Below are 14,575 nucleotides of genomic sequence, written 5' to 3' on the forward strand. Positions count from 1 at the left end.
TGTTGTCACAGCCAGAATTATTTCATGATTTACCATTAGAAGAGGTGATCGGCGACCGTTTTGGACGCTATAGTAAATATATTATTCAAGACAGGGCGCTTCCAGATGCAAGAGACGGCTTAAAGCCGGTACAGCGCAGAATCCTGTATGCGATGCATACAGATGGAAACACGTTTGATAAAAACTTCAGAAAAGCGGCCAAAACGGTCGGTAATGTCATCGGTAACTATCATCCGCATGGTGACAGTTCGGTTTATGAAGCAATGGTGCGGATGAGCCAGGATTGGAAAGTGCGAAATGTATTAATTGAAATGCATGGGAACAATGGAAGTATCGACGGAGATCCCCCGGCAGCCATGCGTTATACAGAAGCGAGATTATCTCCGATCGCATCTGAGCTTCTTCGGGATATTGATAAAAATACGGTTGAATTTGTGCCGAACTTCGATGATACAAGCAAGGAACCTGTCGTACTCCCGGCGATGTTTCCTAACCTATTGGTCAACGGATCTACCGGGATATCAGCAGGATACGCAACCGACATTCCCCCTCATCATCTGGGTGAAGTCATTGATGCTGTCATTAAACGCATTCAAATGCCATCTTGCTCTGTTGATGAACTGATGGAAGTCATTAAAGGGCCTGATTTTCCGACAGGCGGTATTATTCAAGGCGTTGACGGCATAAAAAAAGCCTACGAAACAGGAAAAGGAAAAATCATTATCCGCGGAAAAGCTGAAATTGAAGGAATCAGAGGCGGACGTGAACAAATTGTTATTACGGAAATTCCATTTGAAGTAAACAAAGCAAACTTAGTGAAAAAAATGGACGAGTACCGCATTGATAAAAAAGTTGAGGGCATCTCAGAGGTTCGCGATGAAACGGATCGAACTGGTCTGAGAGTGGTCATTGAACTGAAAAAAGAAGCGGATGCAAAAGGCATTTTGAATTTCTTATATAAAAATACCGATTTGCAGATCACCTATAACTTTAATATGGTGGCTATCCATAATCGCCGTCCGATGCTGATGAGCCTACCGTCTATTTTGGATGCATATATTGGCCACCAAAAGGAAGTCGTCACAAACCGGTCCGTTTATGAGCTTCAAAAAGCAAAAGATAGACATCACATCGTAGAAGGTCTCATGAAAGCTTTGTCTATTTTGGATGAAGTCATTGCTACAATTCGTTCTTCAAGCGATAAACGTGACGCTAAAAACAACTTGATAGCGAAATATGAATTTACAGAGCCTCAAGCTGAAGCCATCGTGTCATTGCAGCTATATCGTTTAACCAATACAGATATCACAGCACTGAAGGAAGAGGCAGAAGAGCTCGGCAAAAAAATTGAAGAGCTCGAATCCATTCTGAGCAATGATAAAAAGCTGTTAAAAGTGATTACAAACAGCTTAAAAGCATTGAAAAAGAAATATGCAGACACAAGACGCTCCGTGATTGAAGAAAAAATTGAGGAAATTAAGATTAACCTTGAAGTTATGGTAGCGTCTGAGGATGTATATGTGACCGTTACGAAGGATGGTTACCTAAAACGGACGAGCCAGCGCTCATTTGCCGCTTCCAACGGCCAGGATTTCGGAATGAAAGATACGGACAGGATGCTGCATCAGTTTGAAATGAATACGACGGATGTGCTGCTGCTCTTTACGAACAAAGGAAGCTACATCTATTGCCCGGTTCATCAGCTGCCTGATATCAGATGGAAGGACATGGGCCAGCATTTTTCAAATATGATCACGATTGACCGTGATGAAACGATTGTAAAGGCTATACCGATCAAAGAATTTGATCCGTCGGCGTATCTTTTGTTCTTTACGAGAAACGGAATGGTGAAAAAGACAGAGCTCACCCATTATAAAGCACAGCGTTATTCTAAAGCGCTTGTGGCCCTAAATCTGAAGGGTGAAGACGAACTGATTGATGTGCATGTAACAAATGGGGATAGCCAGATCTTTATGGCCACTCACCTAGGATATGGCTTATGGTTTGGAGAAGACGAAGTAAATGTAGTTGGCGCGCGTGCCGCTGGTGTCAAAGGGATTAACTTAAAAGAAGATGACTTTGTTGTTTCTGGAGAGATCCTTCAAGAATCTGATTCAATTGTATTGTTCACACAGCGGGGAGCGGTGAAACGCATGAGTCTTTCCGAGTTTGAAAAAACATCCCGTGCAAAACGCGGTGTCGTGATGCTAAGGGAACTGAAGAAGAACCCTCATCGGGTCGTAGCAATGTTCGCTTGCGGTCTTGAACAGCGACTTATGGTGGAAACAGAAAAAGGCGACAGAAAAGAACTGCAGGCTAAAGACCTGCGGACAAACGACAGATACAGCAATGGCTCTTTCTTTATTGATGAAGAGGAATCAGGCAAGGTCACAGCTGTCTGGCGCCTTCATACAGAACAATAATAAAAAACCCGCTCATGTGATATGAGCGGGTTTCGTTTTTCAATTAGCTTTCATGTTTCAATTAGCTTTCATGGCTGGTGAAAAGATCTGTAAAGGCATGAACAAATTCGATTCCTTGCCATACAAATAAATTCAGCGCTGTGAAAGAAAATAAGCCTAAAATCACCATTCTTAAGATAAACAACATGTTTAACAGCCTCCTCATATTTTCGTTATATAATCGGGTGATGTTGAACATGAAGTTTGCCGAAATAAGACGATTGATAAAATTTGGCCAGTATAAAGCTTTTTTTCCGCTGGCGCCTGCGGGAATATCCCGTACTTTTGCTTTCAGCGGTCAGAAGCAGAACAGCCATTGCCCATAAAGCAGTCAGCGCAAATGCCCCTGTGATGGATTTCTTCTCATCATCAGCATTTTGGCCGGCTTTCATCTCATGCATTTCCTGCTGGTCGGCTACGGCTTTATAATGATGGCCGATATCAAAGGCGTGGGGAATTGAGAACAAATGAAAACTGGCAATCGCCAAAAATAAGATGGACGCTTTCAGTATCGTTACTTTTTTCAAATGATCTCCCCCTCCTTTAATATTACTGAATATTTTTATAATAATACCCTAATACATCCTAAAAGTAAACCTGATTTATTAAATTTAAAAACAAATTTCACTTTGTTAAGTATATATCTTTTTGCTTATTTTTGAAAGAGAAATTTCTTTTATTAGTGTATGTATACCCGGTCTAAGGTGTGAATAAAAACACATTTTAAAAGATATGCTTGTTGTTTAGGAGTTATGACTGTATCAAAGGAAACGGGAAGGGTCAGGAAAGCAATTCTTACATATTAAAAGAGAACACTTTTTACAAGCTTGCAAGAAATATTTTTATTCATAGGAAAATAATAGAGAGGGGACCGAAGGCGTGAACTTCAATCTAGAACAATAATCTTCCCGAAAAAACTTCCTAATTCGACATATTGTGATATAATAAGACTCAGTATGTTAAAAAATCTAACATCAAATATGAATTCACAATGAATTGATGAAAACGGGAGGTAAATATGGAGTCTTTTTTCAACAGTTTGATTAATATTCCAAGTGATTTTATCTGGAAATATTTATTTTATATTTTAATAGGACTTGGATTATTTTTTACACTTCGTTTTGGTTTTATCCAATTCCGTTATTTTATTGAAATGTTCAGAATAGTGGGAGAGAAGCCTGAAGGAAACAAAGGTGTTTCATCTATGCAGGCGTTCTTTATTTCTGCCGCATCCCGAGTCGGTACAGGGAATTTGACTGGTGTTGCCTTAGCAATTGCGACAGGCGGGCCGGGCGCTGTATTTTGGATGTGGGTTGTAGCTGCTGTAGGCATGGCTTCAAGCTTTGTTGAGAGTACGTTAGCACAGCTTTATAAAGTGAAGGACGGAAACGATTTCCGCGGCGGACCGGCCTACTATATTCAAAAAGGTCTTGGAATCAGATGGCTCGGCATCGTATTCGCTGTCTTGATTACTGTATCATTCGGTTTAATCTTTAACGCTGTTCAATCCAATACAATTGCAGGAGCGTTAGAAGGCGCATTTCATGTGAACAAAACAGTTGTGGCTATTGTTCTTGCTGCTTTAACGGCTTTTATTATTTTCGGCGGTTTAAAACGTGTAGTCGCAGTAACACAATTGATTGTTCCGGTCATGGCTGGTCTTTATATTCTCATTGCTCTATATGTTGTATTCACCAATATTTCTGCATTCCCAAGCGTTATTGCGACAATTGTCAAAAATGCTTTGGGATTCGAACAAGTTGTCGGCGGAGGACTGGGAGCAATCATCGTCATTGGTGCACAGCGCGGACTTTTCTCTAACGAAGCGGGAATGGGTAGTGCGCCTAATGCTGCTGCGACAGCTCATGTTTCGCATCCGGCAAAGCAGGGATTTATTCAAACATTAGGCGTGTTTTTCGATACATTTATCGTATGTACGTCTACAGCGTTTATCATCTTACTATACAGTGTAACACCAAAAGGTGACGGCATCCAGGTTACACAGACTGCTCTGAGCCACCATATTGGAGGCTGGGCGCCAGGTTTTATAGCAATTGCAATGTTCTTGTTTGCCTTTAGTTCAGTTGTCGGAAACTACTATTATGGTGAAACAAACATTGAATTTATTAAAACAAGCAAAACATGGCTAAACATTTACCGTATCGCGGTTATTGCTATGGTTATCTTTGGATGTGTAGCAGGATTCCAGATTGTTTGGGACATGGCGGACCTCTTTATGGGTATCATGGCGCTGATTAACTTAATTGTTATTACGCTGCTGTCAAACGTTGCTTACAAAGTGTATAAGGATTACGCGAAACAACGTAAACAAGGGCTTGATCCTGTATTCAAAGCGAAAAACATCCCAGGTCTGAAAAACACTGAAACTTGGGAAGATGAAAGACAAGAAGCATAAGAATACGGCTGCATTCAATTCATTGAATGCAGCTTTTTATTTACTGGAAAGAAGCAGAATGTTTCGATTAGATAAAAAAATAACGTGTAAAGTCCTGGTTAAACACCTATGCGCTTAGTCCACATGTGTCAGCAGTATCTGAAACAAGACAAAAAGAGCAAATAGACAGGCTTTCAAGCCGCCTAAAAACAAGAAATTAGGTTGATAGACAACCATGTGAAAGATTTTTACAATGAGTCCGTGCTAAAAAAGCGAAAGGGAGGAGAGCGGTGAGGTACTAGGCACATTTTTCACATAATGATTTGAAGGAGGAAAGAATATGAAACGGTCAGTCTCTATCTTAATCGTATGGTTATTCATTGCATTACTAGCAATCGGCTGCATGCCTGCTTCAAAAGCATCTGCAGCAGGGGCAAAAACGCCGGTATCCATAAATGGGCAGCTTAGCATAAAAGGTACACAGCTAGTCAATCAAGACGGCAAGGCGGTGCAGCTGAAGGGGATCAGTTCACATGGGTTACAATGGTATGGTGATTTTGTCAATAAAGACAGCTTAAAATGGCTGAGAGACGATTGGGGCATTACGGTATTCCGAGCGGCAATGTATACGGCAGACGGCGGTTATGTTGATAATCCGTCTGTGAAAAACAAAGTGAAAGAAGCGGTTGAAGCGGCAAAAGAGCTTGGGATATATGTCATCATAGACTGGCATATCTTAAATGACGGCAATCCAAATCAAAATAAAGAGCGGGCAAAAGAATTCTTCAGGGAAATGTCAACCCTTTACGGAAGCACGCCAAATGTCATTTATGAAATTGCGAACGAACCAAACGGCGATGTGAACTGGAAGCGTGATATTAAACCGTATGCGAAAGAAGTGATTTCAGTTATCCGCGAAAACGATCCCAACAACATCATCATTGTCGGTACCGGTACATGGAGCCAGGATGTGAATGACGCTGCCGATGATCAGCTAAAGGATGCAAATGTCATGTACGCGCTTCATTTTTATGCCGGCACACATGGCCAGTTTTTACGGGATAAAGCAAACTATGCACTCAGCAAAGGAGCGCCTATTTTTGTGACGGAGTGGGGGACAAGCGATGCTTCCGGGAATGGAGGAGTATATCTTAACCAGTCGCGGGAATGGCTGAATTATCTCAACAGCAAGAACATTAGCTGGGTGAACTGGAATCTTTCTGATAAGCAGGAATCTTCTTCAGCTTTAAAGCCAGGGGCATCTAAAACAGGCGGCTGGCCGTTATCAGATTTATCCGCTTCAGGTACATTCGTAAGAGAAAACATTCTCGGCACCAAAGATTCGACGAAGCAAAATCCTGAAACGCCAACACAAGATCAACCCGCACAGAAAAACAGCATCACTGTGCAATATAGAGCAGGTGATGGAAGTGTGAACGGAAACCAAATTCGCCCGCAGCTTCACATAAAAAATAACGGCAACACCACGGTAGGTTTAAAAGATGTCACTGTCCGTTACTGGTATAAGGCGAAAAACAAACATCAAAACTTTGACTGTGACTACGCGCAGATCGGATGCGGCAATGTGACCAACAAGTTTGTGACGTTACATAAACCTAAGCAGGGTGCAGATACCTATCTTGAACTAGGGTTTAAAAACGGAACGCTGTCACCAGGAGCAAGCACAGGGGATATTCAGCTTCGTCTTCACAATGACGACTGGAGCAATTATGCACAAAGCGAGGATTATTCCTTTTTCCAATCTAATACGTTTAAAACAACGAAAAAAATCACAATATATAATCACGGAAAACTGATTTGGGGAACAGAACCCAAATAGTTTAGTTTTTGGCGGGCATCAGCAATGATGTCCGTTTTCATCATCTTATACAGCAAAACAAGGAGGTTTACGTTGTGGATGAAACACTGAAGCAGTATATGATGCTGTTCAAAGAAATGAATCATGCGATAAATGGTCCGGACTATCCAGGTAAGGAAAAAGACATCCAACAGCAAAAAGAACAGATCGAAGCTTACGAAAAACAGCTGGAGCAAGGTTTTTCAACGGATTATGACTACGATGTATTTGCTGACTCGGTTATCAAATGTGCATATGGCGATATGACGCTGGACGATTTAGAAGCAGTTTATTATGGATTGACAACGCCATTTTTTTGATTTGGACAATTCAACAGTTAAATTTCATTTTCTGTCTCACTAACTTAAGTATACTTTGGTATTGAGACAGAAAATCATTTATTTTGTTTACTTCCTAGAATATATATTATGTAAACTAGAAGAGCCCGAGTTTAAGTTGTGGATCCATTGTTGTTCAGCCTCTCTTATGCCAGGATTATTATCTGTATAAGAAATGGCCAAGACATAGTCGAATTCGGTCCTTTAAAGTAGCTCACGAAAACAATAATTGTTTAGGTGCAATGAAATATATGACAAAACATTGCACCCTTGAGCTTGTAATAATAAATTAAAATCAATATTTAGAAACCAGCTTCATGGAACCATTTCGTCAGTTAATTTTTTTAATTGTTTTGCTGCTTTCAATGCCCAATATGGATGACAGAGCATCCCTCTCCCTACAGCAACTAGATCTGCATCTTCCGTCCCACATATGTCACTTGTTGCTGGTCTTCTTGATCAAGTCCACGCCATCGTATGCCAGACTTTCCACACTTGCAGCCTTCTGCAGTAAGTAATGATCAAAAAAGTTCTTCGTATAGTCTGTAACAAGATTTCGCATCTCCATAGCATCCCGTTCGCCTCTGAGTTCCTCATTAACACTGGTAAACACGATGTCGCAGTAATCTAAATGCGCAACACGATCAACAGAGAAATAATAGGTTTCCATGCTATTGTTAGCGCCAATTATCGCATTCATATTATAGTTAGGTTCACAAAACAGTAGCAAAAAGGGTTTCTTAAGGTCGCTGTCGAGAAGGCCGAACGCACCGCTATCCAAGCCAATCCCGCAGGCGAACCGGTCGTCGTCCCGGCAAACAATCGCCGTTGTAGGCCCTCCATAAGAATGTCCGACTATGCCTATGCCGATGTCAAGCAACAATCTGCCCTTAAAGATGGAATTCAGCTCTCCAGAGTCCAGTTTGTAAAGATAATCGGCTACATACCTTACATCTTCTGCCTGTAATTCACTATACTCTGTTAACTTGGCAAGTATCGGCAGTGTAAGCACGTTATGGCACATCTCAATGGCGGTTTCATCGTCAGGCCGCATCTCCATCTTACCAGCCAACGCCAGCATCTCCGGATCTTCAGAAAACGTCATAATGACATCTGAAAAATCCTTTGATACATTAAACAGGCTCCCATCTTTTCGCTTATACATCGTGCTATTCTGATGGCCGATGCTTACCACAACATATCCCATGCTTGCCAAGTCTGTACAGATCACTGTACCCCATTCTGGAGAACCGCCACCGCCGCAAACATAGAATAACACCGGATAGCGCTTTTCCTTCCCGGAGAGAGCAAGGTCGTCGTAACATTGGGTCTTGATATCTATAGAGAAAACATCCTTCCCTTTAAGATACGCAGTGACAAGTGGCTGCTCATTAAACATCTCGTAGACATCAGGAAACATGTACGTTGATGTAGTCTTACCTTCGCTACTGTCGGACGGATAGTACACAAACGCCGTCAGTTCTCTTTTTGAGTGATCTGATGCCGTGTATTCAAAATCCATCTGGGTTCGACCGACAGTATAGCCACCAATTGGTTCTGGAAATGCGTCATAAGTTTTCATTCTCTTGTTCCCCCTTAATGAATAAAAGTGGCGAATGTGAAATACATACATTACGCTATAAGCGCTTTTCAAAACTGTTTTAGGGCTGTTTCTACAAGAACCCAAAATCGTATTCAACGAACATTCCTTTTTAGTTTAGGACTATATGATGCCCAATAATTATTTCCGAACTTGCTGCTTCTTTTAATGTTAATGGGCTAATACATGTACAAATCTCTTTTAACGAGATATTTCTATAAAATTTCGACAAGGTTCTACAATACCCTTCTATAAATATTCATAATATCTCAGTAAAAGTGCATCCGTCGTTCAGAGTGGATCCACTTTTACTTTCTGTAAAGAGAACATAAAAGTGAATCCATTAAATGATAAAATACTTATTTGACTAGTGTTTACAACGCATAAAATGGATCTATGTTTACTTCCTTGTACACTTCTTCTCCCTCTAATTTAGTATCTTCTGTTTTGTAATATGGATTTGATGCAGTGATTCATCTTCATCAGCAACAAATAGTAAAACGCTTCATAACTAGCGTTTATGAAACCTTTTCTTGAATTGGAGGTTTCGACCTACGGCCTTTCCCTTGACCAGCTGATGTCTCTTGCGTTTAAAACGGCTTCAAAATGACGCACTACACGAAAAAGCGATTTTCTAATCAGAAAATCGCTTAAATTCAGACATTCTATTGAAAATGAGACTTGATCGGCAGCCTTTGCCTTAGTATACTTAACGATTTGCAACAAATGTTGTCACACTTTGAGATGGAAGATGGGCCCAAAAATGGTTGCTCGTTACGTTAAGATTCGTTCCAGGTTGAAGATTGCTGCTGCTGCTCGTTATCCATCTAGATACTTTAGAAGCAGATCCATTCTGCAAAACAAAGTTTTGGTTGACCCCTTTGTTGCTTTTGTTAATGGCAACAATAACGACCTTGTTGTCACCTTTATAGGCTGACACGTAAACGTTGGCATTAGGATTTTTCGTTGCATCAACCCTTACATAGCCGGGACGTACAAACTTCGAGAATTGAGCCATATTGTAACCGCGTTTGCTGATCGTACCGTCTTCTTTCATAGGACCATATGATCTGCGGATGTACCACCACACATAAGCTTGAAAATCTCCCTCTACCATCGAATTGTGAATATGATGTGAAACATCCAATGCCTCGGGCCATCGATCCGCCGAGTTGTTATCACTGTTCGGATAGTATACTTCCGTCATCCAAAGGTCCTTCCCTGCTCCTTTTTGTTTGAAAAGAGGATAAGGAAAATGACTGATCTGAGTACCGTACAAGTGAGTGCCGAGAATATCCATATTGGCAAGAGCCTGCGGATCGTTCAAAATCGGGTCTGACATATTCTTAAAGTATTGAAATGACTCAGGCGCAATGACACGGGCATTGATCGAGCCGGCGTTTTCTCTCATAAAACGAAGCATTTCTTGCGGCGTCCACCACGTCCAGTCATGTGCATAATCAGGCTCGTTTTGGACGGAAATCGCATAAAGATTCACACCATTATTCTTCATGAAGCTAACAAAATCGTTAAGATGCTGCGCGTATGCGGCGTACTTATCATATCTCAGCCGTTTAGCTGATGTGTCACCATTACGATTAAAAGCCTCAACCATATCACTTGGAGGATTCCAGGGAGAAGCAAAAACGATTGCTCCATGTTTGATCGCACTCTTTGCAGTCTCCACTTCTCTGTACCAATTATTTCTATTTTCATCTACATGAATTCTTAAGATTGAAAAGCCTAACTGATTCTGTCCATTGCCAAATGCGGTTTCTCTTTGAGCTGCTGTAAGGTCCCCAATCCAAGCCGGATGATTCATCCCTCCAAAACCGCGAATCACTTGTTTTTCTGCAGATAAATTAACTGTTACATCACTTGCTGCCAAAACTTCAGTAGCGCCTGGCCCTGTTAACATTACTGATAGCACAGAGAAACATACCAATAATAAACAAATTGGTTTTTTTACGCATGAAATCATTTTTTCCTCTCCTTCATATGTCTTTTACGGTATTAGAAAAATATGTTCTGTCTTCTTTCATATTGCAAACAACCAGTGCTATCTTTGCGTAAACTGCCAGTAATCAAAATTAAACAAGTTTCCTGTACCTGTTCCGGTAAATACAAAGAAGATTTTGTGCACACCGGTTGTGCCGCTTACCGCAGTTTCTATTTCTCTCCAGGTTTGCGCTCCACCTGTGGCAGGTACATTTTGCACTTGCGAGACGCACTTCTATTTTCCCGCCAATAGTGGATGCTACATTTGCTTTAAACGTCCACTGGCACCGCCCGCACCGAAGTCTGCATTTCCTACAGCAATCCAGTCTCCCTATGAATGCTTGTTACGTGTTGATTATTTACCGGCCCGCCGGGTGCTGAGGATTTCTCGGTCAAAATACGTCCTTTCCAGGCAAACGTTTCAGCTTCTACACGGTCCGGTCGGGCTGTCTGCGGTGAGAACCCCGATGCCTCCGCCGCCGTTTGCAAAGTAAAGGAAGAATTTATCCTTACCATTTATCTTTTTAACTGCGACTGACGGGGCCTAGGACGCGCCTGCCCATTTCGCAATTCCCCGCCTGCTATTAGCCCCGTTGGCACCTGCCACCGGAATGGCTACGTGATCTGTCCAGTTCACCATATCCGCTGAAGAGATAACGAACACTTTGTTCAAATTGGCAAATGAATTATCCTTAATCGTTCCGACGCTATTATATTCATAGTCATCACTAGACATATAGAAGTAGACTCTTCCATTATAGGTCAGCGCAAACGGATCTGCTCCCAAATGATGGTCTATAAGTGGGTTTGTATTCCCTGCATGTTTTTCAATTGTAGTACTGGCAGCATACGCAGACTCTCCAGATAAGCAACTCAATAATAAAGCTAGAACCCATAAACATACGCTACACTTTTTTCTAATAACTTGACATCCTCCTTTTTCCTTAAAACAGATGATATTTTTTTAACATTTGATGACAACTGGGCATGAAGAACGCATAAAATGGGCGATTTTTAGAGTAATCCTTGCAATATTACTCTCACCTTTTTAATAAAAAAATGCCGCTGACTGCCAACAGCGGCATTTTGCTCTGGATCATTTACATTTTGTCAAACTTTGTGTCTCCCGCAAACGATCCCAGTGACAGTACACGTCATATTTTGTCATCCTTCTGTGAACAGAGTTTTCAAGAACATAAGAACTATTAAGCGGTATTCCCGCCGTCCATGACTACAGCCTGACCTTTGGCGCCTTTTGCTTTGTCGCTGGTTTAAGCAGCGATCTCCTTCTCCTTCCCTGACAGCAGCGGAACGACCAGAAAGATGACGTCTTCCAGAACACGTTCATACGGCACGTTTCTTGTATCAAAAATGTCCTTCAGCTGGTTGCAGATCCCATTTTGCAGAAGCTTCCAGGCGTTTTCTTGTCCATTCTCTTCCATTGCTGTTTAATGTACGGCAATCGGGTAAAGTACGAATCGTTTTGATAGGTTCATTAGCGCTTTCAAGCTGAATCTGTCTCTCTTGAATACGAGAAGTCATTATGTAATAAGCTATTCTCCGCTTCCTGTAAACCGCTGTAAGTGATGAGCCGTTCTCCACCGGAAATGTGTTTTTCTCTTTGTGGGGGCGTCCTGGGAAGCTCTCATATGTTTCTTCCTGCATCACATTCCCCTCCTTTCTCATCTTGAAAAATAATGCTAACTAAAATGTTTATTAACACTTATACAGAATATTAAAGTTCCTAGCAAAATGTTAACTTAATGAATCTGCAAGGCCTCATTACTTTTTCATGTTTTGTTCATATTTTAGTAATTGTTTATTCAACACTGTCCGCTAAAGTAATTCATATCAACAAATATGACAGCCACCCACATCTTTTATGAAGGGAGGTCAAAACCGGGTGCCGTTATGCTGAAAGAAAAAATAAAAATATTAGGCCGTTTTTGCACTGTGGGCGTAGGCAATACGCTGTTAGATTTTGGTGTCTTCTTTCTTCTCACCGCTTGTCATGTCCCTTATCTGCCGGCGCAGATATGCTCCTATTCGGCAGGCATCATCAACAGCTATGTGTGGAACCGAAACTGGACGTTTCGTGTAAAACGTAAGGCTGACGGGAAAGAGATCGTGCGCTTTCTGATGATTAATATTGCCGCGTCGGGGATTACCTTTTTGCTGCTTTATTTGTTTCAAAAAGGCGGCTGTTCGCTTTTGATGAGTAAGCTCGCCGCCACTATTGGCGGAATGATGATGAATTTTATCGGAAACCGAATCTGGGTATTTGGAGATTCGCTGAAAACATACAGGGTTAGGAGTGAAGATGAATGAGAAAAAAAGTGAGAAAAGCGGTCATTCCCGCAGCGGGTTTAGGAACGAGGTTTCTGCCGGCGACAAAGGCCCAGCCGAAAGAAATGCTCTCAATCGTCGACAAACCAGCAATCCAATACATTGTAGAAGAGGCCGCAGAGTCAGGAATTGAAGATATACTTATTATTACAGGGAGAAACAAACGCTCGATTGAAGATCATTTTGACCGGTCGGCGGAATTGGAATTCAATCTGCGGGAAAAAGGCAAGACGGAGACGCTTAAGGAAATGCAGCAGATTGCCGATCTGGCCAACATTCATTACATCCGCCAGAAAGAACCGCTCGGATTAGGTCATGCGGTGATGTGTGCGGAGCACTTTATTGGCGATGAACCGTTCGCCGTCCTTTTAGGCGACGATATTATGGTGTCTGAAACACCGGCTCTTCGGCAATTAATGGACGTATACGACGCTTATGGCACAGAGGTTGTCGGTGTACAGTCAGTTCCTTCTGAGGATGTCAGCAAATATGGTATTATCAATACATCAGGCTCTCATGGGCATGTATTTGAAGTGAAAGATTTAGTGGAAAAGCCTTCTCCTGAAGAAGCGCCTTCAGAAATCGCCGTGATGGGACGTTATGTGCTGAATTCATCGATCTTCCCCGTTTTAAAGTCCATTGGCAGAGGCGCGGGCAACGAAATTCAGCTCACAGATGCGCTTCGTGAGGTTTGCCGTGAGCAGCCGATCCATGCACGGCTGCTGGAAGGAAATCGATATGACATTGGCGATAAGCTGGGCTGTTTTAAAGCGAGCACAGAAATCGGCTTAATGCGCCCCGAAATGAGATCTCAGCTTTTGGCTTATTTAGAAGGTGTGATCAAACGGGAAACGAAAGAAATGCTGCGGTAAAAAAATTGTAACCATCTTGCTCGTCAATCAGTCATATAATAGTGAAAAAGATTAGGACAGGTTGTGAAGAATGTGGGCAGTTTGATAAGCGAAATTTTAACTTGGCTGATGAATATGGGATATGCGGGCATTGCGATTGGCTTGATGATTGAGATCATTCCGAGTGAAATTGTATTGGCCTATGGCGGCTATATGGTTTCGGAAGGCACGATTGGATTTATTGGCGCAATTATTGCGGGTGTTATCGGGGGCACCATTGCCCAGATCTTTATTTATTGGATCGGTCGGTATGGCGGCAGGCCGTTTTTGGACAAATACGGGAAGTACTTATTGATTAAAAAGCATCATATTGACATGTCGGAAAACTGGTTTCAAAAGTACGGCGCTGGGGTCGTCTTCTCGGCCCGTTTTATACCGGTTGTCAGACATGCGATATCAATTCCCGCGGGCATTGCCAAAATGCCGTTTCTCAAATTTGTGGTACTGACTGTACTTGCTATCATTCCGTGGTCGATCCTGTTTGTTTATTTAGGCATTCAGCTCGGAAGTCAGTGGGATGACGTTGAGAACATTGCAGGTACTTATACAACACCGATTATGATACTGGCTATTGTCGTTATTGCCCTTTATTTTGTGATTAAAAAACGTACAGCCCTATTTAAACGGTAGTTAGCAGATATGCATAGGGATGGTTCATTCCCCTATG

The 14,575-nt window shown here is 41.9% G+C and carries 12 protein-coding genes and 3 pseudogenes; 7 read left to right on the forward strand and 8 right to left on the reverse strand.

Annotation, left to right across the window (positions count from 1 at the left end; all coding sequences use genetic code 11):
* The first annotated feature begins 2 nt into the window (after nucleotides 1-2).
* A complete protein-coding gene (parC, locus tag AC4CV5_RS10290) occupies nucleotides 3-2,423 on the forward strand; it encodes a DNA topoisomerase IV subunit A (protein WP_326220377.1) in 2,421 nt (806 codons plus the stop codon).
* Nucleotides 2,424-2,484: 61 nt separating this feature from the next.
* Here the strand turns inward: parC and AC4CV5_RS10295 are convergent, their stop codons facing one another.
* Together AC4CV5_RS10295 and AC4CV5_RS10300 are read right to left on the reverse strand one after the other, a co-directional pair.
* Nucleotides 2,485-2,610, reverse strand: a complete 126-nt coding sequence (locus AC4CV5_RS10295; protein ID WP_014113948.1) for a hypothetical protein — start codon at nucleotides 2,608-2,610, stop codon at nucleotides 2,485-2,487.
* Nucleotides 2,611-2,635: 25 nt separating this feature from the next.
* Nucleotides 2,636-2,989, reverse strand: a complete 354-nt coding sequence (locus tag AC4CV5_RS10300; RefSeq protein ID WP_014113949.1) for a hypothetical protein — start codon at nucleotides 2,987-2,989, stop codon at nucleotides 2,636-2,638.
* A 491-nt stretch (nucleotides 2,990-3,480) separates the two neighbouring features.
* Here AC4CV5_RS10300 and AC4CV5_RS10305 point away from each other — a divergent pair, with 491 nt between their 5' ends.
* From AC4CV5_RS10305 to AC4CV5_RS10315, 3 genes are all read left to right on the forward strand, one after another.
* On the forward strand, nucleotides 3,481-4,878 hold the full coding sequence (locus AC4CV5_RS10305) for an alanine/glycine:cation symporter family protein (protein ID WP_166852453.1): 1,398 nt from the start codon (nucleotides 3,481-3,483) through the stop codon (nucleotides 4,876-4,878).
* Between the two features lie 319 nt (nucleotides 4,879-5,197).
* Nucleotides 5,198-6,697, forward strand: coding sequence for a cellulase family glycosylhydrolase (locus AC4CV5_RS10310; RefSeq protein ID WP_166852451.1), 1,500 nt, complete (start codon nucleotides 5,198-5,200; stop codon nucleotides 6,695-6,697).
* Nucleotides 6,698-6,771: 74 nt separating this feature from the next.
* Complete coding sequence (locus tag AC4CV5_RS10315) at nucleotides 6,772-7,035, forward strand: YnfE family protein (RefSeq protein WP_490922677.1); 264 nt, start codon at nucleotides 6,772-6,774, stop codon at nucleotides 7,033-7,035.
* A 333-nt stretch (nucleotides 7,036-7,368) separates the two neighbouring features.
* Here AC4CV5_RS10315 and AC4CV5_RS10320 read toward each other — a convergent pair.
* From AC4CV5_RS10320 to AC4CV5_RS10345, 6 genes and pseudogenes are all read right to left on the reverse strand, one after another.
* A pseudogene (locus tag AC4CV5_RS10320) lies at nucleotides 7,369-7,488 on the reverse strand (NADPH dehydrogenase); the annotation flags it as partial.
* Nucleotide 7,489: 1 nt separating this feature from the next.
* The gene (locus AC4CV5_RS10325) at nucleotides 7,490-8,635 is read right to left on the reverse strand and encodes an alpha/beta hydrolase (protein ID WP_490922679.1); all 1,146 of its coding nucleotides are present in this window, start codon (nucleotides 8,633-8,635) and stop codon (nucleotides 7,490-7,492) included.
* Nucleotides 8,636-9,362: 727 nt separating this feature from the next.
* Nucleotides 9,363-10,634 carry a glucuronoarabinoxylan endo-1,4-beta-xylanase XynC gene (xynC, locus tag AC4CV5_RS10330; RefSeq protein WP_490922683.1) on the reverse strand — a complete coding sequence of 424 codons (1,272 nt, stop codon included), beginning with the start codon at nucleotides 10,632-10,634 and terminating at the stop codon, nucleotides 9,363-9,365.
* 78 nt (nucleotides 10,635-10,712) lie between these two features.
* Nucleotides 10,713-11,573, reverse strand: a pseudogene (locus AC4CV5_RS10335) (carbohydrate-binding protein).
* A 283-nt stretch (nucleotides 11,574-11,856) separates the two neighbouring features.
* A pseudogene (locus AC4CV5_RS10340) lies at nucleotides 11,857-12,039 on the reverse strand (3-hydroxybutyrate dehydrogenase); the annotation flags it as partial.
* Nucleotides 12,017-12,316, reverse strand: coding sequence for a hypothetical protein (locus AC4CV5_RS10345; protein WP_490922714.1), 300 nt, complete (start codon nucleotides 12,314-12,316; stop codon nucleotides 12,017-12,019). The pseudogene AC4CV5_RS10340 and the gene AC4CV5_RS10345, both read right to left, overlap by 23 nt.
* 195 nt (nucleotides 12,317-12,511) lie before the next feature.
* Between AC4CV5_RS10345 and AC4CV5_RS10350 the strand changes: the two genes are divergently transcribed.
* The 3 genes from AC4CV5_RS10350 (at nucleotide 12,512) to uptA (ending at nucleotide 14,538) form a co-directional block, all read left to right on the forward strand.
* Complete coding sequence (locus AC4CV5_RS10350) at nucleotides 12,512-12,979, forward strand: GtrA family protein (protein ID WP_222142912.1); 468 nt, start codon at nucleotides 12,512-12,514, stop codon at nucleotides 12,977-12,979.
* Nucleotides 12,976-13,869: a UTP--glucose-1-phosphate uridylyltransferase GalU gene (galU, locus tag AC4CV5_RS10355; RefSeq protein ID WP_248602724.1), complete on the forward strand. Its 894-nt coding sequence runs from the start codon at nucleotides 12,976-12,978 to the stop codon at nucleotides 13,867-13,869. The genes AC4CV5_RS10350 and galU overlap by 4 nt, the downstream gene beginning before the upstream one ends.
* A gap of 72 nt (nucleotides 13,870-13,941) precedes the next feature.
* Nucleotides 13,942-14,538, forward strand: a complete 597-nt coding sequence (uptA, locus tag AC4CV5_RS10360; protein WP_166852434.1) for an undecaprenyl phosphate transporter UptA — start codon at nucleotides 13,942-13,944, stop codon at nucleotides 14,536-14,538.
* Nucleotides 14,539-14,575 lie beyond the last annotated feature (37 nt).

This window comes from Bacillus sp. NS1, from assembly GCF_058248265.1.